Source organism: Algoriphagus sp. NF (genome assembly GCF_028823735.1).
GTDB classification, from domain to species: Bacteria; Bacteroidota; Bacteroidia; order Cytophagales; family Cyclobacteriaceae; genus Algoriphagus; species Algoriphagus marincola.
In genome coordinates this window covers 1-18293 of record NZ_JAPEIB010000024.1, presented here as the reverse complement: position 1 = coordinate 18293, position 18293 = coordinate 1, and the positions used below count along the sequence as shown (strand labels likewise).

Here is an 18293-nt window from a genome sequence, read left to right as displayed (position 1 = left end):
CGAACCGGAGGTTTAAATTTTTTATTATTCAAACTTGATGTTTTCAATCATTCGACCAGTTCTGATTTTATAATCAAGGGTACTTCCCAAATCTGACCTTGATAGCTTTTGAAAACGGCCAGATGGAGATTGACCTGTAATTTCAGCAATCGCTGTTCTCAATAGTTGCTCATTGACATCACCAAAAGGTCTTAAGCGCTCTTCCACTTCTCTAGCAGAGATATTTGGAGTAAATCCGTTGGTATAATCAGACTCATCCTGGCTATTGGCACTTTGGGTGACGATGGGTAGGATGCCGTAGGTATTTTGTGGGTTTTCCTCGTCTTCGAAAGGTATAGAACCTACATTTTTTCCTGTAGTCACATCACCAATTAGAAACACGTCCATGTAAGGACGAAGCCCATTTATTATTAATTCTGAAGCCGAAGCCGTGCGACTTGAGGTTAAAATATATACCCGATTTCCGCTCAAGATATTTCCTAGATTTTGTGCTTTGGTTCGGAATGGTGTCTGTACATTTTGGAAATCGTCGAAGCCACTCAGGAAACTATTGTATTTTGTCTTCGAGAAAATATCATTCTGAGTGACTCCAGGAGCGATAAGACTCGCTAGGTTAACAGCAGAAGAAACAAAGCCACCCCCATTATACCGAAAGTCGACAATTAGGTGATTGATTGATTCTGCCTTGAATTTTGCAAAGATTGCATCCATTTCTTGATCATAAGCAGTGCTGCCACTACCAGGACCTGGAGCAAAGAAATGGTAAACTACATAGCCTATTTTTTGATTATTGATCGTGTAGACCGTGTCAAGGAAATTAGGATCTTCGGCAAGTTGAACTGCATTAAGCTCTACATCTCCTTGATTTTCGAAAGCGGCTGTTTCTTCATTGAATCGTAGGAAATTAACCGTATGAGTGGAGGATATATCTTCCAAAACATCTCGGAAATTTTCCACAGTCATTTGTTGACCATTTATCGTCCGGATGATGTCTCCACGTCTTAATCCCGCCGATGCAGCTGGACTATTCTTCTTGATATAAGTTATCTCAGCGATGACGTTGTCAGAAGTCGAACTTTCTCTAAAAAGGATAAATTCATATCCAGACTCCAAAGTCACTCCATTGAGTGAATTGATAAGCTCTTGATAATCTGAGAAAATGGCTGAAAATCGATCTGTGGGTCTGAAAAGTAAAGATTCAAAGTAATCTTCAGGTGCGGAAGTCTCAGCGATGGGTTGGCGCATGTCATCCAACCAAAAGTAAACCTGATCCATGACCTCTTGAATCCATCGGTTCACGGCTACATCACTTCCGGGATCTACCGGTGGAGGATTTTGATCTTCACTATTACAAGCACCTAGTGCAATGAAAGCTATCAGATAGAAAGCTTTCTGGATTTTTATTTTTTTCATACTCGAGTGAAATATAACTATCTGGGTCTTGGGACTAGAATCTCCATAAAATTACCCCTGCTCAAGAGATAAAATTCTAAAGATCGAAATCTTCGGAAATTGTTTACGGAAACTTAGAACGGCAAATAGTTCTTTTGGTATTAAAGCGAATATATTTATCTGATAACGTAAGAGAGCTAGGCCTTGTTATAATTAGTAACTTGATCCGAAAGAAACGTCGTGTGTCTGACTATCAAGTAGTTTTCCTTTTTCGCATTTGAGTACTCGATAGGGGTACTTACGAAGCAAGTCATGATTATGGGTTGCCATCAAGATAGCTGTTCCTTTTTTATTGATCTCTTGGAAGAGTTTAAAAATACCATCTGCCACATCTGGATCTAGGTTTCCTGTAGGTTCATCTGCAAGCAGAATAGATGGCTCATTAAGCAAAGCTCTTGCAATTACCACACGTTGCTGTTCTCCGCCACTGAGTTGATGAGGCATTTTGCTAGAGGAGTTATGTAAACCTACAAGCAATAAGACTTCTGCCATTCGCTCTTTGATTTTCACTTTGTCTTTCCAGCCGGTCGCTTTCATGACAAAGGCCAAATTCTCTGCGACTGTTCTATCATTGAATAGTTGAAAATCTTGGAAAATAATTCCAAGTTTTCTTCTCAAGAAAGGAATTTCATTGGATTTTATCTTATTCAGGTCGAATCCTGCAATCTCAACCGAGCCTGACTTCAAAGGCAAATCAGCATAGAGTGTTTTGAGAAGGGAACTTTTACCACTTCCAGTTTGCCCAATGAGGAACACGAATTCATGTTGCTCTACAGCAAAAGACACATCTGAGAGCACAGGATCTACTCCCTGAAAAACAGTCACTTTTTCAACTTTAAGTACAGGGTCTTTGCTAAAATCCATTAATTACAATTCCAGTTTTTGAAGTTTTCCAAAAGGCAACTCATCGATCAATTTTTGAAGGGCCTCTTCCTTCCCTTCTAATCCAAATTTCTCCGGATTTTTCATAGGTCGATCAGCACGGAAATAGGCCACTAGAACGAAATTCTCATCCCGTATTTGTATATAATCCGGGATTTTGGCCTTGCCTTTTACTTTGATGATGTACATGGATCGCTTCCTTGGTTATTCAATTTATTTTCCGGCTACCTTTGCATGGTCTGCCAGAAACTGTGCCAGACCCTTATCCGTCAATGGGTGATTTAATAGACCGGTGATTACCTTCAGGGGACAAGTGACTACGTCTGCACCGATTTCAGCACATTTGATCAAGTGCATAGTGTGACGGATACTTGCTGCAAGCACTTCAGTCTGAAAATCATAGGTCCGATAAATGTGTACGATTTGCTGGATAAGCTCCAGTCCATCAAAAGAAATATCATCCAAACGCCCGATAAAAGGAGAAAGGTAGGAAGCTCCTGCCTTCGCAGCTAGAAGTGCCTGACCGGCTGAGAAAACCAAGGTGCAATTGGTTCTGATTCCTTCACTGTGAAAGTATTTGATGGCTTTGACCCCCTCTTTGATCATCGGGATTTTCACCACGATTTTGTCATCAATTTTAGCAAGCTCCTTTCCTTCACGAATCATTCCGTCAAAATCGGTAGCAATCACTTCTGCACTAACTTTATCATCTACGATATTGCAGATTGCTTTGTAATGAGCTTTTACGGCTTCATCCCCAGATATGCCTTCTTTGGCCATCAGTGAGGGATTGGTGGTGACACCGTCTAATACACCAAGGTCATAAGCTTCTTGAATTTCGGAAAGATTGGCGGTATCGATAAAGAATTTCATAGGATAATGGTTTTTCGGATTAGATTTAGGCTATCTGACAAAGTTAAAATTTAAATCAGGATAAGGAACTGAAATCCTAAAATCTACAGCCAAAAAAGGGCAAAAAAAGAAGCGGCATCGCACCGCTACAACCGCCTACCCTTGCTTCCTTCCGGACCTGGGGGATTTGGCAGGAGCTGGTCGTGCCGCTAGGGCGCAAAGATACGGCAAATTCCACTCAATCCAATTTTTTCTTCTAAGATTATCCCTGAAAAACCTGAACAGGAATCTAGTAAGCTGAGGCTCTTTATGTTGGGGATAAATGAAATTTGCGTGTTTATGAAATTGAATTTTTCTGAATCGAAAATTCAGGTAATCTCAGCTTTTCTAACTGAATTTATCTGATCAAGACGAAATGAAAGAAGTGATATGACCAAGCCGATTAATGAGAGTGCTAACCCAATCCATATTTGATGAAAAGACACCGAAATAGCCAAAAATTGAAGAGTTAAGCCTATAAACCAAACAGCGTCCCCAAATGGGGTTTTATTCCCTTTCAAGCGAATTCTTTTATCCCCATTACCTTCATGTAAAAGTATATACCAAAAGTCTCGGTAGTGCCAAAGGATAAGGCCATTCAAAAAAAGAAGAAAGACCAATACATAAGGAGTGCCTCTCCATTCAAGCGAAATCGTAATCATTAGTATATTCAAAAGCATAGGAACCAGCATGACTGCCCCTATCAATTTGTATCGGGTAGTGATCAGCAGATAGCCAATGAGTACCTGTGAGTAGGCTATGAACTTCCCGTAAAAACCCAATCCGTACTCTTCGAGGCGCTCCACTAGCCAAGTCGGACCTATCCAGCCGATAAACTGATGATCAGCAAAAAGCTTACTCATACCTGCACCGAAAAAGGTAAAGCCAAGAAAAATAGCAATTAGATTGAGTAGTATTCTTTTTTGTCTGGGCTTCATAATTCAGTTTTTCCAAGAAATGATTGAGATTCCAAAATGTTACTTATTGGAGTAATACTTGATATTTGAAAACCAATTTATTTCTATTTTAGACCACTTCAAACACAATAATCTAAGATATGTCCACCAGTGAACTCGCTCCAGGAAGCAAATTACGACATCCCAAGTTTGGACTTGGGATGATTTTATCAGCGGATGAAAGCTACTACAAGATCTATTTTTACAATACGGAGGAAATAAAAACACTCGCAAGGGATTACGATGGCTTTGAAATCGAAGAGGCCAAAAAACCGGATTTTCCAATATTAACACAAAAGGATGTCGAAAAGGCCATCAGAGAGGCACTGATTCAGACTTCAGAGCGAATGCCTATCGTCCCGTTAGGAGGGAAATGGATTGGAGGCAAAGTGGTGATTTATCCCGGTGATGAGGGTTTGCAGAATAAGGAAATTCCCATTGATACTTTTTTCCATAAGGTAGTCATGGTCCGGGAAAAGCTTCGGGTTTTAGAGCAAAACATCAATAATCACCCTAAATTAGACGATGAAGATCGGGTTCATTTACAACAATACATTACTAGATGCTATGGCTCATTGACTACTTTCAATGTGCTTTTTGCCTACAAGGAAGATCAATTTAAAGGAAGTGGAGGGAAAGAATCTTAAGGACTTAAGGCTTTCCAAATACCCGTTGGATGATAAAACGAATCAGAAAAATAACGGTCAGGATGATGCCGCCTACGATAATAAATTCCATGATTTGACTTTCCGATTTAACTCTGCTAATCATGAATAGTTTGAGAGGGGATACGAATCTTTACAAGCGGTATAAAATCCGTAATTTGCAGTCCGATTCCTCAAACCTATCTTATGAAGTCTTTATTGCGTCGCCGCATTGCTTTAGGCAGCATGTTTTTCTTCTTGGGCCTATGTTTTGCCAGCTGGGCAGCCCGTATTCCTGATATTCAGGCAAAGTTTGATCTTTCCGAAGGACAGCTGGGAAGTATTTTGCTTTTTCTGCCCATAGGGTCCATGATAGGTTTACCGATTGCTGGATGGGTGGTCCACCACTATGGGAGCCGTTCGGTTATTCTTTGGGGTAGTTTTTTATATGCATTCAGTTTGCCCCTGATAGGGCTTAGTCCTTCACTCTGGATGCTGATTGTCGTTTTGGTATTCTTTGGTATGCTTGGGAATATCATGAACATTGCACTCAACACGCAGGCGCTTGACTTCGAAGATGAGATGGGTAGAAGTATCTTGGCTTCTTTTCATGGACTTTGGAGTTCAGCAGGATTTGTAGGGGCAGGGATAGGTGCAGTGATGATTGGCCTAGGCTGGATTCCTTTTTACCATTATTTGTTTGTGGCCTTTATTTCCGCTGCTATCATTTTGAGTACTCGGCCATACATCAAGGAGGAAAAATCCAGAGGAGATGGAGGAGGGCTTGTATTGAAAAGACCGGATGCGCTATTGCTAAGAGTGGGCCTGATTTCATTTCTGGGAATGATGACAGAGGGTTGTATGTTTGATTGGAGTGGGGTGTATTTCAAAAAAGTAGTGGAAGCGCCTGCCGAATGGATCACTTTAGGGTATGTGGCCTTTATGGGCACGATGGCATCTGGGCGTTTTATTTCTGATCGGATTATTCAGCGTTTTGGAAAAGTACCCGTTTTGAGATTCAGCGGTGTTTTGATTTTCTCGGGTCTTTTGATTTCGGTATTAGCACCGGTATTGCTTTGGGCTACGATAGGTTTCTTATTGGTTGGTTTTGGAGTTGCTTCCATAGTCCCGATTTCCTACAGCGTCGCCGGAAGATCAACTCTTTATTCACCTGGAGTGGCTTTGGCGATAGTGTCGACGCTTTCATTTTTCGGTTTTTTGATAGGTCCTCCCTTGATTGGATTTATTGCCGATCTTTTCAATTTAAAGACATCCTTTTCATTAATAGCAGTTAATGGATTGGGAATCGCACTTTTATCAACGATCAGAACTGAGGTTTTTAATCCAAAACCATTTATGCATGAGTAGTAAGTCCGAGTCATTTCAGTTTAGTAAAGTGTTCGAAATAGGTTCATTCCAAGTCAATCCCGATGGAAAGCTTCGATGGAAGGATTTGGAGGATCTCTTTCAGGAAGTAGCTTGGAGACATGCGGATTCAGCAGATTTTGGTAGAATACTCCAAGAAGCTAATCAGATGTGGGTTCTTTCCCGCTTTGAAATCAAATGTGAAGATTTACCGAGTTGGGGAGATCAGGTGGAAATTTTCACAGCTGGTCGGGGAGTAGAAGGGCTCTTTGCTTTTAGGGAGTTTTTGATGCTAGGGGATAAAGGAAAAACACTTGCCGCAGGGATGAGTAGCTGGCTTTTGTTGGATAGTCAAAGCAAAAAAATCATTGCGCCGGAAAAGGCTTTGCCTGATCATCTTTTCAAAGTTAATTCAAAACCCGCATGGATTCCTGAGCGACATCGGTTGAAATCGCTTGAGAAGTCTGCAACCGGAATCAAGGTATGTGCATCAGATTTAGACTTGCAAAATCACGTCAATAACACAAGCTATATCAGGTGGGTGGAGGATTTCATGCAGGAAGAAGGCTTAAAAATTGAATCTCTATCCATCAACTATTTAGCGGAATGTTTTTTGGGAGATCAAGTAGATTTTTTCATTAAAAGGCTGGATTCTGAGCTTCAGATTTTGGGTCAGGTGGGCGAAAAGAAGGTGTTTTCAGCTGTCGTTAAGATTTGATTTTAAAAGATCTATCTGATCATGTGATCCAAGTCACAGCACCAATAGGGAATGATTCTCGATTTTTGTTTTTAGATTAGAAATGAAAATGGATCAACTCGGCAAAACATTCATAAAATTAATCGGCCTGATGGTCGGATTATTGGCTTTGGTTACATCCCTGGTAGCAGTCATAGGTGTGGTAATTTATTTATCCTATGCTGGTGTGCAATTGCCTGAATTTGGAACAGGGGATGAGCAAGTTTTAGCAGCAGCAGTAGTTCCAGAGCCTAAAAGTAAAGCACTGATGGATCCCGTCGGAATGTGGACAGCTCCTGATTGGTCAACTGTCGATGCGGAAGCTAATGCAGCGGATATCAAATATGGGCGGGAATTGATTGCAAATACAGCAGCTTACTTGGGGCCAAATGGAAGTGTACGGAAGATATCCAATGGCCTTAATTGCCAAAACTGTCACCTCAATGCAGGGACCGCTCCTTTAGGAAATAACTATGGGGCAGCATTGGCCACATATCCCAAAGTAAGAGCTCGATCAGGGAAATCTGAAGATATTCCGAAGCGAATCAATGATTGCTTTGAGCGGAGCTTGAATGGTCAAGGTCTTGAGCGTGATTCCAAAGAAATGATCGCCATGGTAGCCTATATGGAATGGCTGGGACAGGGTGTGCCTAAGGGTGAAAAGCCAAAAGGGGCCGGAATCTATGCATTACCGCTCTTAGATCGAGCCGCTGATCCTGTGAGAGGTAAAACGGTCTACGATAGCCAATGCCAAAGCTGCCATCAAGCAGATGGTCAGGGAATAGCAAAGGCTGATGGAAGTGGTTATATCTATCCTCCGCTGTGGGGTCCAAATAGCTACAATCAAGGAGCCGGACTTTACAGATTATCCAGATTTGCGGGCTATGTCAAGGCCAATATGCCACTTGGAGCGACTTATGAAAATCCCTTGATGTCAGATGAGGATGCTTGGGATGTGGCTGCTTATGTCAATAGCCTTGAGCGACCTAGTAAAGATTTGACTGGTGATTGGCCCGATATCTCCAAAAAACCGATGGATCATCCGTTTGGGCCTTACAGCGATCCGTTCTCAGAGCAGCAGCACAAATACGGTCCATTTAAACCTATTCAAGAAGCAAAAGCTTCCACTCAATGAGGTTTAGCGCTTACCTGATTTTATTCTTCCTTCCTTTTTTATCCCACAGTCAAGTCAAAGAAAATAAGCTGGATATCCAGCCGACAGTTCATTGGCGGACTTTTTGGATGAGCACTTCGTATTCCAGTGAGTTCAAGGATGACTATGCCTTAGGTTCTTCCCTTTCTTTGGGAGTCAAAGGGACAATTTCAGATCGATGGAAAATTCAAGCCGCGTATCGTGGTTTTGCCAATATTTGGAGTTCGGATATTTGGGAGGTAGATCCGATTTCCGGCCAATCTAATCGATACGAAACAGGTCTTTTCAATTATTTAGAGCCTGGAAAGGATCTTTTTGGGACCTTAGAACTTTTAAATGTAAGCTATCAAACTGAGAAGTGGCATTTAGCTATTGGGCGGATGGGGATTAATACCGCTTGGGTCAATCCTGCTGATGGACGATTGGCTCCTACACTGATGGAAGGGGCTTCGGCCAGTTTTACTCCCAATTCAAAATGGAAATTCTCTGGATGGTATATCAATCGTTTTCTCGTCAGGGGTACAAATCGGTATCTTCCTATCGGAGAGTCAATCGGTATTTATGGAAGTGGTCGCGACCTGAATGGATCCCCCTCACAATATGTAGGAAACACCCAAAGTGATTTTGTGAGTGTTCTGCAGGTAGACTTTCATACCAATGACCACAAGTTTAGCTTATCACAGACATTAGCTCAAAATATCTCCTCTACTTTTTGGGCTGAGTGGAATTATAATTTGACGAATTCTTCAAAGGAGCTTAATTGGATATTGGGTGCTCAGGCAGGTTTTCAATATGGAATAGGGGAGGGAGGAAATCCTGATCCGATCTTGAGGTATAAAGATCCGATGGATCAAAATTGGGCATTTTCTGCTCAGGGAGGTTTGCAAATCAAAAAGTGGAAACTGATTTCTGCTTTCACAAAAACTGGTGGAAATGGCAGGTGGCTAAGTCCTAGAGAGTGGGGTAAAGACGCTTGGTTTACATTCATTCCAAGAGAGCGAAACGAAGGCTTTGAAAGTTTGACAGCGACCACTTTTTTGGCTGAGTTTTATCCTTCGGCTAATTGGACAGTTTATGGCCATTTGGGATTTCATTGGTTGCCTGAGGTTGAGAATGCAGCGGCAAATAAATATGCTTTACCCTCTTATCGGCAGATTAATCTTGGGGTGAAATACAGACCATCAAGCACCCCGAAGATGGATTTCCATTTGCTCATGATGAATAAGGAAGCCTTGAATGCTGATGGTTTGACAGCAGGTCAGCGATACAATAAAGTGGGCTTGCTTCATGTCAACTTAATTGCAAATTTTAGAATTCAATAAACACTGAATCTTTTGTCTTTCAGGGAGTTTGGGAAAAATTAGATTTTTTTAAAAATTAGGAAAAACAAAAACTTCTGCTGACATTTGAAACCAGAAGTTCCGCCAAGATAGGACCTTCACGTTGAAATAGTTTAGTAATTGGTTTTTAAACCTGCCTGAGTAGTATCCCTCGGCGTAAGTGCCCCCAAGGTTTTCGCTTTCTGATCTACTTTTTCTGTATCAGAATAAACAGTGCCCTGTTAAATTCCCGTTTCTTGTTTTTCAATTTGAAAAGTCTGGAGCTTCTGCCTTGACCAGACGGTTAATGGCTCTTTCTGTAACCTAAAACTAATACATGTCAAAAAATCAGAACACCTTTATCAAAAAGCAAAAAGCTGAACTGAAAAGACGAAAAAAGAAAGAAAAGAAAGAAAAAATGCAAGCCCGGAAGGATCAGCCGAAAAGTGGAAAGCTTGAGGACATGATTATGTATGTAGATGAGTTCGGCAATTTCTCCGAAACTCCTCCCGAACCCGAAGATCCTAAAGGCAAAAAAAGTAATCAACAAAACTCCAATAAATCACAGTAAACAGTAGTAATCATGAATGAAGGAACAGTAAAATTCTTTAACACAACCAAAGGCTTTGGTTTTATCACACCAGCTGACAATGGCGATGATGTATTTGTACATCACACTGGCTTGGTACACGAGATCAGAGAAAATGACAAGGTTACCTTTGATGTCATCGAAGGGAAGAAAGGAATGAATGCCGTCAATGTAAAGGTGGTAAGATAATTTCCAATACAATGAGCGAGCCTTGGACTTTCTAGTTCAGGGCTTTTTTTATGCTTTTACCTCATTTACAAGCTCGGAGTCTGAAGCAAAAGCGGCTATATTTTCGAGGGTGGTGAAGGCGATTTGATGAAGGGCTTCCTTGGTCAAAAAAGCCTGATGACCTGTAATCAATACGTTGGGAAAGGTCATCAAGCGGGAAATCTGATCGTCTTTAAGGATCTGTTCGGATAGATTTTGGAAAAAAAGGTCCTCCTCCTGCTCATAGACATCGATTCCCAAAAAGCCCACTTTTCCCTTTTTCAAAGCAGAAATCACAGCCTTCGTGTCGATAAGTGCACCTCTTGAAGTATTGATCAGCATGGTGCCGTCCTTCATTTTTTCCATCGCCTTCTTATTGATGATGTGATGGGTGTCAGGAGTCAAGGGGCAATGTAGGGAAATGATTTGGGAGTGGGCAAATAGCTTGTCTAACGAACAATATTGAACACCGATTTTTTTCATTTCGGCATTTTCCAAGACATCGAATGCCAATACTTTGCAGCCAAATCCTAGTGCGATTTTACAAAATGCTCTACCAATTGCTCCTGTACCGATGACTCCGACGGTTTTTTGAAAAATATTAAATCCTGTCAACCCTTCGAGGGAAAAGTTTGATTCTCGGACTCGGTTATAGGCTTTATGGGTTTTGCGACTGAGGGTCAGGATGAGTGCAAAAGTATGCTCGGCGACTGCCTCTGGGCTATATGCAGGCACTCTGACTATTCGGATTCCCAGTTCCTTCGCTTTTTCTAGATCCACTTGATTATATCCTGCACATCGAAGCGCAATCAATTTGACTCTTTCCTTCGAAAGTATTTCTAGCGTTTTAGAATCGATTTGATCATTGACAAATGCACATACTACATCATGTCCTTGTGCTAACATAGCTGATTGATGATCGAGTTTTGCCTCCAGAAAATCGATCTGAAAACCATAATCTTTGACCAAAGAGGAGAAGCTGTCCTGGTCGTATTTTTTGGTACTAAAGAAGGCTATTCGCATGATTATGAACTTTTGATTTGGTAGATAGAAAAGCGGGTTTTTTCTTCCTCTACTTCTTGATTTTCAGGTTCCTGAACCAAAAACTTGCCATCACCTAGGCCAAATAAAATACTACCTGCAATTCCTGAAAGCTCCTGACTTACTTGCTTTCCATTTTTGATGATCAATATGGCCTGTTCTTCAGGGTCAGAACTGGGAAGGTAGGTGGCATCATTGGCTATTCGTGTTTCATATTCAGCTTCGGATACTCCTGAAAAATATTTGATCAGATAAGTATCGGAATCTACTTTGATCAAATTTTGATTTCGCCCTGCCATGAAGCGTAGCGGTTTGATTCGGTCATCATTTCCCATGGTTCCTAATGGGACAGGGGAATATTCAACAAATTCTGAGTGGGTAATTGGTATGCTCCGGGAAAAATCCAAGGCAGGTAAGTTGTAGACTTCTATTTCCTTCGAGAGAGCATGAAGGATAAGTAGTTCCTGCTTTTCATGATCGACCAGAAAGCTTTTAGTCATTAATTCCTGATAAATATTGTCAGTTTGTCGGTAGGGACTTGATTCGCGATAGGGGATGATGGATTTCATATCCCCTGATTGAATATGGATTTTGTAAAAGTTCTTCAAGGTGTCCCGACCTTCTTCATTTTGAATCAAGTAATGGGAAGAAAGATAATTGCTAGGCCCAACTAGGTAAAAAGTACTATCAGAATTTTGGAAGTATTCCGTTCGGCCCATGGGGCCAAAGGTTCGAATCGGCAGTGGTGACTGGATGCGCTGGCTATGAATCACAGAGTACGTAGAATCATAGGAAAGTATCTGAAATGGCAACTCTACGATTCGTTCTTGCTCTGGTCCAAAACTGATTCCAATTGGATTCCAGTTACCATAAAGTCCAGGACCGTCACCTTTTTTATGAGTCCGTTTGATGATTTCACCCTCGCCAGAAATCTCCAAAAGATCATCTTCGACCATGGCATAGCCAAAATACCTGTCTAGTTCTGCTGAGTAATCCCGAATAAATACCCGGGTTAAATTATTTACCTCGAAAGAATCAATTTTTGTAATTGAATACTCGGAAATACTCGTTTCGGTTTCCTTTGTCTCATTTTGGCCGCAAGAAGCTAAAAAAATCAAAGTCAAGAAGTAGGGGAGGGTGTTTTTCATCTGTTTTTATCAGTTTTCGTCAGTCATAACCTTCTCCTTGTAGGAGGGAGGTTACAATTCATTTCTATTTATAAAATAGTTTTACTATTTAAATTTAATTTAAGGTAATTAGACTTACTTCAAAAACCAAGATGGCGGATCAATATTTTTGATTAATTTGATTTTGCTTTTGCTCACACTACCGAATTATTAAAATGTTTGCGAGTGAGTTTGAAACCTATCAATGAAAAACCTAATAAAGAAACCCATATGATGAAGAACCTTGGATTAATTGCCTTTCTGTTATTTGCTTTTGCTTGTCAAAACCCTGAAAACAATGCCGATCAAATGAGTGAAAATCAAGTTACCGTACAAAATGAACCGGATTCTGTATTAAGACATGCGGTTTACTTTTCATTTAAAGACTCTTCTTCTCCAGAAGATATCCAAATGGTAATTGATGCTTTTAGAAATCTTCAAAATGACATTCCTGGTATCCAATCCTTTGAATGGGGAGAAAATTCAAGTCCTGAGGGGTTGAACAGAGGATTGACGCATGCCTTTACGCTCACTTTTCACTCCAATGAAGACAGAGATGCCTACTTACCGCATCCTGCTCATCAGAAGTTTGGTGAAATACTAGGTCCGCACCTAAAGGAGGTTTTGGTAGTAGACTACTGGACTCGGCCTTGATTTATTGATCGAAAGGTACCCCTGAGGTAGAGGTCTTGCCTGACTCCTTTACGTCCAGCACTTCTGTGACGATAAAATTACTGGCACCTCTCCAGGGTAGCATTCCGTTGTATTCTTTGTATCTGAGTTCTACGAATTTTCCAGAGGATCGCTCAAGCTGTAGTGCTACCTCTTCGTCAATCACGGAAAACCGAAACTCATTACTTTGCAATGCGCCTGCAGTTGGGCTTTGGAAGCCCTCTTGTACTACTCTGCCCTCATAAGTTTTGAAAACCACTCCTTTCTTTACGAAATAGTTTAGAGATCCGGCTTTGACACCTTCTCCAAAAACGAAAAAGTATTTCCACCACATGAATACAGAAAGGAAAACGATGAGGAAAATTCCTACTATCCAGCCAAATTTCTTCATAACACTGATTTTTATCAAATATAATCAGTCTGTCGAAAAATTATTTTCTGTAGGTATTTTTAAACAGGCTAATTGATATCGAGTTTGAGCATTATGATGGCTAACTTGTTTCCGTTTGATACAAAAAACTTATTACCTCACAGTGGTGAAGTGCTTTACTTTGATAGTCTTTTTGAAATAACAAAAGCTGATGAGTATTTCAATATCCTCCGAGATGATATTTCCTGGAAGCATGAGGCCATTTGGATGTTTGGAAAAAAAGTGATGCAACCTCGGTTAACAGCCCTCTATGGTGACGAGAGTGTTACTTACAGCTATTCAGGGATTACGATGGAGCCGATTCCTTGGTCCAAAACTCTTCTTGAAATCAAAGGTAAAGTGGAGGAAGTGGCTGAAGCGAGATTTTCTCATGTTTTACTGAATTTCTACCGCGATGGTCAAGATTCTATGGGATGGCATCGAGATAATGAAGCAAGTCTAGGACCTGAGCCTGTAATCGCTTCGGTAAGTTTTGGGGTTCCCCGCAGATTTCAATTTCGAAACTATGTGGACAAAAAAGAAAAGCTACAAATTGAGCTGGGACATGGAAGTCTTTTGCTCATGAAGGGGGCTTGTCAGGATCATTGGGAGCATCAAATCCCCAAATCAAAAAAAGTATCAGGCGAAAGAATTAATCTGACCTTCCGCCTGATTCGATAATTAGAATAGGAATTGATTTTTCAGCATTCGAAGGTAATCTTCGACAAGCGGCTTTTCAATATATTCGATTACACTTACGTAATCCATGGCTTTGACTTTATCACTCTTATTGACCGAAGATGTGATTAAGATAACCTTGATTGATTCAGGTTTTTTGAGCTCTTCGATATAGTCTAGAACTGCCCAACCATCCACTACTGGCATAAAAATGTCAAGAAGGAGGAGTTTGTTGCCGCTAGGATTAGACTCTAGGTATTCAATTGTTGTTTGGCCATTTTCTAGTAGAACAGGGGCATCATGGAATTCTGAACGTCTAACGAGTGCTTCGTGGATTTTTCGAAAAGCAGGATCATCGTCGACGATCAAGAGGTCAAAGTTTGTCATTTTCTGTTTTTATATTTTAATGCATCCGGGCATTTCTAATCAAATTTCAAATTACCAGTCTATAAAAAGGCGATTTAGACAAAATTTCTTTTTTTGAAAAGCGGCATCTTTTCAAATTGTGCAAAAATGTTTTTTCAAGAAAGCCTTTTATCAAATTTTTGAGAATATCTTATTTCTCGGTTTTCTAATATATTGCATTTTTGACGTAGGAATACCGTTTTTTCCTTCTACAATTTTTGCTAAATATGTTTCACTCCACTGGTATTCCTAATTTGGATTTAGAATATCATTATGTCTTTACTGAGAATAATTCTCTAGATCATGATTGATTTGCTTTTATCTCTAAGCTCTTTTTCACCAAACTGATAAAGCTAGGCACATAGAAAGGTTTAGAAAGAATCGCAAAAGCCCCTTTACTTTTTAAGCTTTCCGAGTTGGCAGTCTGTGCATCGGCAGTCAGGATAATGACTGGAATATCTCTGGTCAATGGATTCGATTTTAACTCAGAAAGAACTTGGGTTCCTGAAATATCGGGAAGATGAATATCCAGTAGAACCAAATCCGGTAAAATCCTGGAACAGGACTTTATCCCTTCCTGACCATAGTTTTCAGTAACCAAAGCAATTTCGGGAAGCGTAGTTTCAAAAATCTCTTCGACTAATTGAATGTTTGAAATATTGTCCTCAATATAGATAACTGTGCCTTTCTTTATTTCAATTTCTTCGCCTTTATTATTTCCTGTTATACTATTCACAGAAGTCGGTTGGCTTTGATTAAGTGCTAAGGGGAGCTCTATCCAAAATGTACTTCCTAGTCCCAAAACACTTTCCACACCTACTTCACCCTGCATCAATTCGAGAAGTTTTTTCACCACGGCAAGGCCTAATCCCGTACCTTCAGTTTCCGTCATTTCGGCCCCAATTCGTTCGAATGGCTCGAAAAGCTTAGGGAAATCCTCTTTTCGAATCCCCTTTCCAGTATCTTTTATTTCTATCCGTATTTTACTGTGCTCCCTATCTAAAACCTCAAATTGAGAAATTTCAATTTTCCCATTGGCTTTATTGTATTTGATAGCATTGTTAAGAATGTTAAGAAATACTTGCTTTAACCTTTGCCAGTCGGCTAATACAAAAAGTGACTCTGATTGATTCTTGATCAGATGGATTGATTTTTTTATTAGAAATGGCTGAACAGTCTGAATGGTTTCTTCCAAAATCTCATTGAGATCAATTGGTTCTACTTTCATTTTGATCTTACCAGCTTCTATTTTGGATAGATCTAAAATCTCATTTATCAGACTTAGCAGATGTTGGCCACCTTTGAGAATATATTCCAGGTTTTTTAGCTGCTTTTCTGTAAGTGGAGTCAGTTCAAGCAATTGAGCAAAACCTAAAATCGCGTTCATCGGTGTGCGAAGCTCGTGGCTCATTCGCGACAGGAATTCACTCTTGGCTTTATTGGCTTTTTCGGCCTCTAATTTTGCTTCTTCGAGTGATAAGTTTGCTCTCTCGAGCTCTTGAGTTCGAATTTTTATCTTTTCTTCTAGTGTTTGATTGAGGTTTTGAATCTCTTTTTCAGAACGGATTCGTTGACTAATATCCCTAATAAACCGGAGAACCTTTGTGTCACTCAACTTGACCACTCTACTCTCAAAGAATTTATCCTCATTTTGAATGGCTAGAGGATATTCATAAGTGACCAAAGTGCCAGTATCTAGACATTCACCGATTTTCTTAAGATGTAGTTTGGTCCATTTTGGGTCAAAAACATCACCAATTGTTTGTCCCACTAAGTGGCTGAAATCACCAATCTCACTTCCGCTTTTGGAGTCATAATGCTCTAAGTAGTTCCCTTCACGATCATTGACAAATATCATATCAGGAATAGCATCCAAAATTGCAAAAAGCCGTTCCTCTTGTTCTTTTTTCTCTGAAATATCGATGACCCAACCTGCATTGAAAATTCGCTTGCCAGATTCGTCAAAGATTGGCTTAGATGATGAAATAGAAGGGAAAATACTTCCATCTTTTCGTTTTCTTTTTAACTCCTTGAATTTAAATTCTCTGTTTTTTAAATCATTGGGATATAACTCTCTTTCTAGAAATTCTAATTGATCTGGTGTATGAAGCAACTGAATTTTTTGACCTATCAAATCACTCTGTTGATATCCATGCATTAAGGCAAAAGCCTCATTGCAGTAGGTTATTTTTCCATCCACATCGATAATGACATTTCCTTGATGAGCCTGATCTGAAATGATTTCGAATTTGAGGAGTTCTTCTTTGGCGTTTTTCTCCGCTGTGATGTCACTGTCCGCTCCTCTGTATCCCACTAGGTTTCCTTGGTCATCCAGGATAGGAGAAGCATAGGTATTTACCCAAATAGTTTCCCCGTTTTTCTTCTGGATGGGGTTTTCGAAGGCTTGAATATCTCCTCCTTTTTCCAATAGTTGAATACCTATCTTTTTAAATTCTTCTCGTTTATTTTCAGGAAAAATATCAAAGAAATATTTGCCTAATAATTCTTTTTCGAGGTAACCATAAACACGGTGGCAGGCAGCGCTTAAATAAGTATACCGTCCGGTAGCATCCACTTCCCAAATAACGGAACCCGAATTATCGGCAATGCTTCTAAAGCGTTCTTCACTTGCTGCTAGAGCATTTTCAGCTTGTTTTTGGAGAGTGATGTCTACCGCAATACCCTGTATTTCAAATTGTTGAATTGTTTCTTTATTAATGCAGACAAACTCCCAGAGAAAGATTTTTTGGAGATCGCCCTCTTTGGAGCATGCTAACTCGCTCGTGATGATCTCTCCTGGTTTTTGGGATGCTTTTGAAATACATTCCTGTAGTAAGTTTTTATTAGATTCAGCGATGACCTCAAAAAATGAAATTGATGTGTTTTCAGGTCTAGGGCCTATTTCTCTCTCATAGCTTTGAATAAATTTGTTGTTAGCAAAGGTTATTTCAAAGTTTTGATCAAATCGTACAAGGTAGTTGGTCTGGGAGCTTAAAATATTTTGAAGTTCTTCACCATTTTTTTTGATGATAGCAAGGTGCAGCTGATTTTCCAGATGTTTCTGAATAATCAAAAGGGTTCCTTTGACCAATTGCTTTTCTTCATCTAAAAAAAACTTTTTTTCGGGTATGTGGATTTCAAGACTCAAACACTTGGATTCCTCCAGAGAAGTGCTTCTTGATAAGATGTTTTTTGAAGGCTTGAATCCTGAATTTTCAAACTCCTGCTCATCGTAAATTAATTTTGCACTAGTCTCTTTCGGAAACAAAAAGCCAGATGGGAGAATTTCCACTATCTCCGAAAAAAACTCCTCTAATGTTTGATCTTTCTTTTGGGTTAAATCCGAGATTTTGAAGATACAGGACAGTTCTTTGATCCTCTCATTCAAACTATTGAGATTCTGGAATTTTTGATGAATATTTTCCAGCATGGCAGCAAATACTTTCACCAGATTGATCTCATTCTCTGTAAAAGTATGCTGCACTCTTACTGAATCAATTCCTATAAATCCCCATGGTTTCCCCTCATGCATGATTGGGACTGCGACAAGGCTTTGGATATCCTGAGAAGCTAAAATCTCTTTAATTCCCAACTCATCAGATAGCTCTGCCACATTATCAATTTGCATGATCTCTCCTCGGAGGTGGGTGTCGAGCCAATCTTCAAATAAATCAATATGACTCTTCGGAATCCTACACGTAGCCAAATATTCTTAGACAGCTAGTGAC

19 protein-coding genes and 1 other RNA gene are annotated in these 18293 nt (G+C 40.1%); 9 read left to right on the top strand and 11 right to left on the bottom strand.

Going from position 1 to position 18293, the window contains the following annotated elements; all coding sequences use genetic code 11:
- Positions 1–24 precede the first annotated feature (24 nt).
- The 6 genes from OU792_RS12255 to OU792_RS12230 all read right to left on the bottom strand — a co-directional run bounded on the left by OU792_RS12255 (position 25) and on the right by OU792_RS12230 (position 4163).
- Positions 25–1413 carry a S41 family peptidase gene (locus OU792_RS12255; protein WP_274670306.1) on the bottom strand — a complete coding sequence of 463 codons (1389 nt, stop codon included), beginning with the start codon at positions 1411–1413 and terminating at the stop codon, positions 25–27.
- Positions 1414–1605: 192 nt separating this feature from the next.
- Positions 1606–2316 carry a cell division ATP-binding protein FtsE gene (locus OU792_RS12250; RefSeq protein ID WP_134200726.1) on the bottom strand — a complete coding sequence of 237 codons (711 nt, stop codon included), beginning with the start codon at positions 2314–2316 and terminating at the stop codon, positions 1606–1608.
- Between the two features lie 3 nt (positions 2317–2319).
- Positions 2320–2523 carry a fructose-6-phosphate aldolase gene (locus OU792_RS12245; RefSeq protein ID WP_134200728.1) on the bottom strand — a complete coding sequence of 68 codons (204 nt, stop codon included), beginning with the start codon at positions 2521–2523 and terminating at the stop codon, positions 2320–2322.
- 24 nt (positions 2524–2547) lie between these two features.
- Positions 2548–3207, bottom strand: coding sequence for a fructose-6-phosphate aldolase (fsa, locus tag OU792_RS12240; protein ID WP_134200730.1), 660 nt, complete (start codon positions 3205–3207; stop codon positions 2548–2550).
- A gap of 105 nt (positions 3208–3312) precedes the next feature.
- An RNA gene (ffs, locus tag OU792_RS12235) (signal recognition particle sRNA small type) lies at positions 3313–3399 on the bottom strand.
- A 155-nt stretch (positions 3400–3554) separates the two neighbouring features.
- Positions 3555–4163, bottom strand: coding sequence for a hypothetical protein (locus tag OU792_RS12230; protein ID WP_134200732.1), 609 nt, complete (start codon positions 4161–4163; stop codon positions 3555–3557).
- A gap of 119 nt (positions 4164–4282) precedes the next feature.
- Here OU792_RS12230 and OU792_RS12225 point away from each other — a divergent pair, with 119 nt between their 5' ends.
- From OU792_RS12225 to OU792_RS12195, 7 genes are all read left to right on the top strand, one after another.
- The gene (locus OU792_RS12225) at positions 4283–4828 is read left to right on the top strand and encodes a hypothetical protein (protein ID WP_134200734.1); all 546 of its coding nucleotides are present in this window, start codon (positions 4283–4285) and stop codon (positions 4826–4828) included.
- A 204-nt stretch (positions 4829–5032) separates the two neighbouring features.
- Complete coding sequence (locus tag OU792_RS12220; protein ID WP_134200736.1) at positions 5033–6193, top strand: MFS transporter; 1161 nt, start codon at positions 5033–5035, stop codon at positions 6191–6193.
- Positions 6186–6908 (top strand): acyl-[acyl-carrier-protein] thioesterase, encoded by a 723-nt coding sequence (locus tag OU792_RS12215; RefSeq protein ID WP_274670305.1) that lies wholly within the window; start codon positions 6186–6188, stop codon positions 6906–6908. The genes OU792_RS12220 and OU792_RS12215 overlap by 8 nt, the downstream gene beginning before the upstream one ends.
- 130 nt (positions 6909–7038) lie before the next feature.
- Positions 7039–8061 (top strand): c-type cytochrome, encoded by a 1023-nt coding sequence (locus tag OU792_RS12210; protein ID WP_274670304.1) that lies wholly within the window; start codon positions 7039–7041, stop codon positions 8059–8061.
- Positions 8058–9401 (top strand): hypothetical protein, encoded by a 1344-nt coding sequence (locus OU792_RS12205; protein ID WP_134200742.1) that lies wholly within the window; start codon positions 8058–8060, stop codon positions 9399–9401. Before OU792_RS12210 ends, OU792_RS12205 begins: the two co-directional genes overlap by 4 nt.
- Before the next feature lie 334 nt (positions 9402–9735).
- The gene (locus tag OU792_RS12200) at positions 9736–9969 is read left to right on the top strand and encodes a hypothetical protein (RefSeq protein WP_026944931.1); all 234 of its coding nucleotides are present in this window, start codon (positions 9736–9738) and stop codon (positions 9967–9969) included.
- A gap of 12 nt (positions 9970–9981) precedes the next feature.
- On the top strand, positions 9982–10176 hold the full coding sequence (locus OU792_RS12195) for a cold-shock protein (protein ID WP_026944932.1): 195 nt from the start codon (positions 9982–9984) through the stop codon (positions 10174–10176).
- A 48-nt stretch (positions 10177–10224) separates the two neighbouring features.
- On the opposite strand, the gene OU792_RS12190 is transcribed toward OU792_RS12195, so the two are convergent.
- Both OU792_RS12190 and OU792_RS12185 read right to left on the bottom strand, forming a co-directional pair.
- Positions 10225–11217, bottom strand: coding sequence for a 2-hydroxyacid dehydrogenase (locus OU792_RS12190; protein WP_134200743.1), 993 nt, complete (start codon positions 11215–11217; stop codon positions 10225–10227).
- Positions 11218–11219: 2 nt separating this feature from the next.
- Positions 11220–12383 carry a hypothetical protein gene (locus OU792_RS12185; protein WP_274670303.1) on the bottom strand — a complete coding sequence of 388 codons (1164 nt, stop codon included), beginning with the start codon at positions 12381–12383 and terminating at the stop codon, positions 11220–11222.
- A gap of 249 nt (positions 12384–12632) precedes the next feature.
- Here OU792_RS12185 and OU792_RS12180 point away from each other — a divergent pair, with 249 nt between their 5' ends.
- On the top strand, positions 12633–13055 hold the full coding sequence (locus tag OU792_RS12180; protein WP_274670302.1) for a Dabb family protein: 423 nt from the start codon (positions 12633–12635) through the stop codon (positions 13053–13055).
- Position 13056: 1 nt separating this feature from the next.
- Here the strand turns inward: OU792_RS12180 and OU792_RS12175 are convergent, their stop codons facing one another.
- The gene (locus OU792_RS12175) at positions 13057–13464 is read right to left on the bottom strand and encodes a hypothetical protein (protein ID WP_026944936.1); all 408 of its coding nucleotides are present in this window, start codon (positions 13462–13464) and stop codon (positions 13057–13059) included.
- Positions 13465–13557: 93 nt separating this feature from the next.
- Here OU792_RS12175 and OU792_RS12170 point away from each other — a divergent pair, with 93 nt between their 5' ends.
- The gene (locus OU792_RS12170; protein WP_026944937.1) at positions 13558–14163 is read left to right on the top strand and encodes an alpha-ketoglutarate-dependent dioxygenase AlkB family protein; all 606 of its coding nucleotides are present in this window, start codon (positions 13558–13560) and stop codon (positions 14161–14163) included.
- On the opposite strand, the gene OU792_RS12165 is transcribed toward OU792_RS12170, so the two are convergent.
- Entirely contained in the window at positions 14164–14547 is a 384-nt protein-coding gene (locus OU792_RS12165; protein WP_051260659.1) for a response regulator, read from the bottom strand.
- A 319-nt stretch (positions 14548–14866) separates the two neighbouring features.
- Positions 14867–18271, bottom strand: a complete 3405-nt coding sequence (locus OU792_RS12160) for a PAS domain S-box protein (RefSeq protein WP_342453735.1) — start codon at positions 18269–18271, stop codon at positions 14867–14869.
- Between the last annotated feature and the right edge of the window lie 22 nt (positions 18272–18293).

Bases quoted from the DNA above. Each gene is read 5' to 3' on its own strand.
- OU792_RS12165 (WP_051260659.1), bottom strand. From the start codon at position 14,547: ATGACAAACTTTGACCTCTTGATCGTCGACGATGATCCTGCTTTTCGA.
- OU792_RS12230 (WP_134200732.1), bottom strand. From the start codon at position 4,163: ATGAAGCCCAGACAAAAAAGAATACTACTCAATCTAATTGCTATTTTT.
- OU792_RS12225 (WP_134200734.1), top strand. From the start codon at position 4,283: ATGTCCACCAGTGAACTCGCTCCAGGAAGCAAATTACGACATCCCAAG.
- OU792_RS12195 (WP_026944932.1), top strand. From the start codon at position 9,982: ATGAATGAAGGAACAGTAAAATTCTTTAACACAACCAAAGGCTTTGGT.
- fsa (WP_134200730.1), bottom strand. From the start codon at position 3,207: ATGAAATTCTTTATCGATACCGCCAATCTTTCCGAAATTCAAGAAGCT.
- OU792_RS12180 (WP_274670302.1), top strand. From the start codon at position 12,633: ATGATGAAGAACCTTGGATTAATTGCCTTTCTGTTATTTGCTTTTGCT.
- OU792_RS12210 (WP_274670304.1), top strand. From the start codon at position 7,039: ATGGTCGGATTATTGGCTTTGGTTACATCCCTGGTAGCAGTCATAGGT.
- OU792_RS12245 (WP_134200728.1), bottom strand. From the start codon at position 2,523: ATGTACATCATCAAAGTAAAAGGCAAGGCCAAAATCCCGGATTATATA.
- OU792_RS12250 (WP_134200726.1), bottom strand. From the start codon at position 2,316: ATGGATTTTAGCAAAGACCCTGTACTTAAAGTTGAAAAAGTGACTGTT.
- OU792_RS12255 (WP_274670306.1), bottom strand. From the start codon at position 1,413: ATGAAAAAAATAAAAATCCAGAAAGCTTTCTATCTGATAGCTTTCATT.
- OU792_RS12215 (WP_274670305.1), top strand. From the start codon at position 6,186: ATGAGTAGTAAGTCCGAGTCATTTCAGTTTAGTAAAGTGTTCGAAATA.
- OU792_RS12185 (WP_274670303.1), bottom strand. From the start codon at position 12,383: ATGAAAAACACCCTCCCCTACTTCTTGACTTTGATTTTTTTAGCTTCT.
- OU792_RS12205 (WP_134200742.1), top strand. From the start codon at position 8,058: ATGAGGTTTAGCGCTTACCTGATTTTATTCTTCCTTCCTTTTTTATCC.
- OU792_RS12220 (WP_134200736.1), top strand. From the start codon at position 5,033: ATGAAGTCTTTATTGCGTCGCCGCATTGCTTTAGGCAGCATGTTTTTC.
- OU792_RS12200 (WP_026944931.1), top strand. From the start codon at position 9,736: ATGTCAAAAAATCAGAACACCTTTATCAAAAAGCAAAAAGCTGAACTG.
- OU792_RS12170 (WP_026944937.1), top strand. From the start codon at position 13,558: ATGATGGCTAACTTGTTTCCGTTTGATACAAAAAACTTATTACCTCAC.
- OU792_RS12175 (WP_026944936.1), bottom strand. From the start codon at position 13,464: ATGAAGAAATTTGGCTGGATAGTAGGAATTTTCCTCATCGTTTTCCTT.
- OU792_RS12190 (WP_134200743.1), bottom strand. From the start codon at position 11,217: ATGCGAATAGCCTTCTTTAGTACCAAAAAATACGACCAGGACAGCTTC.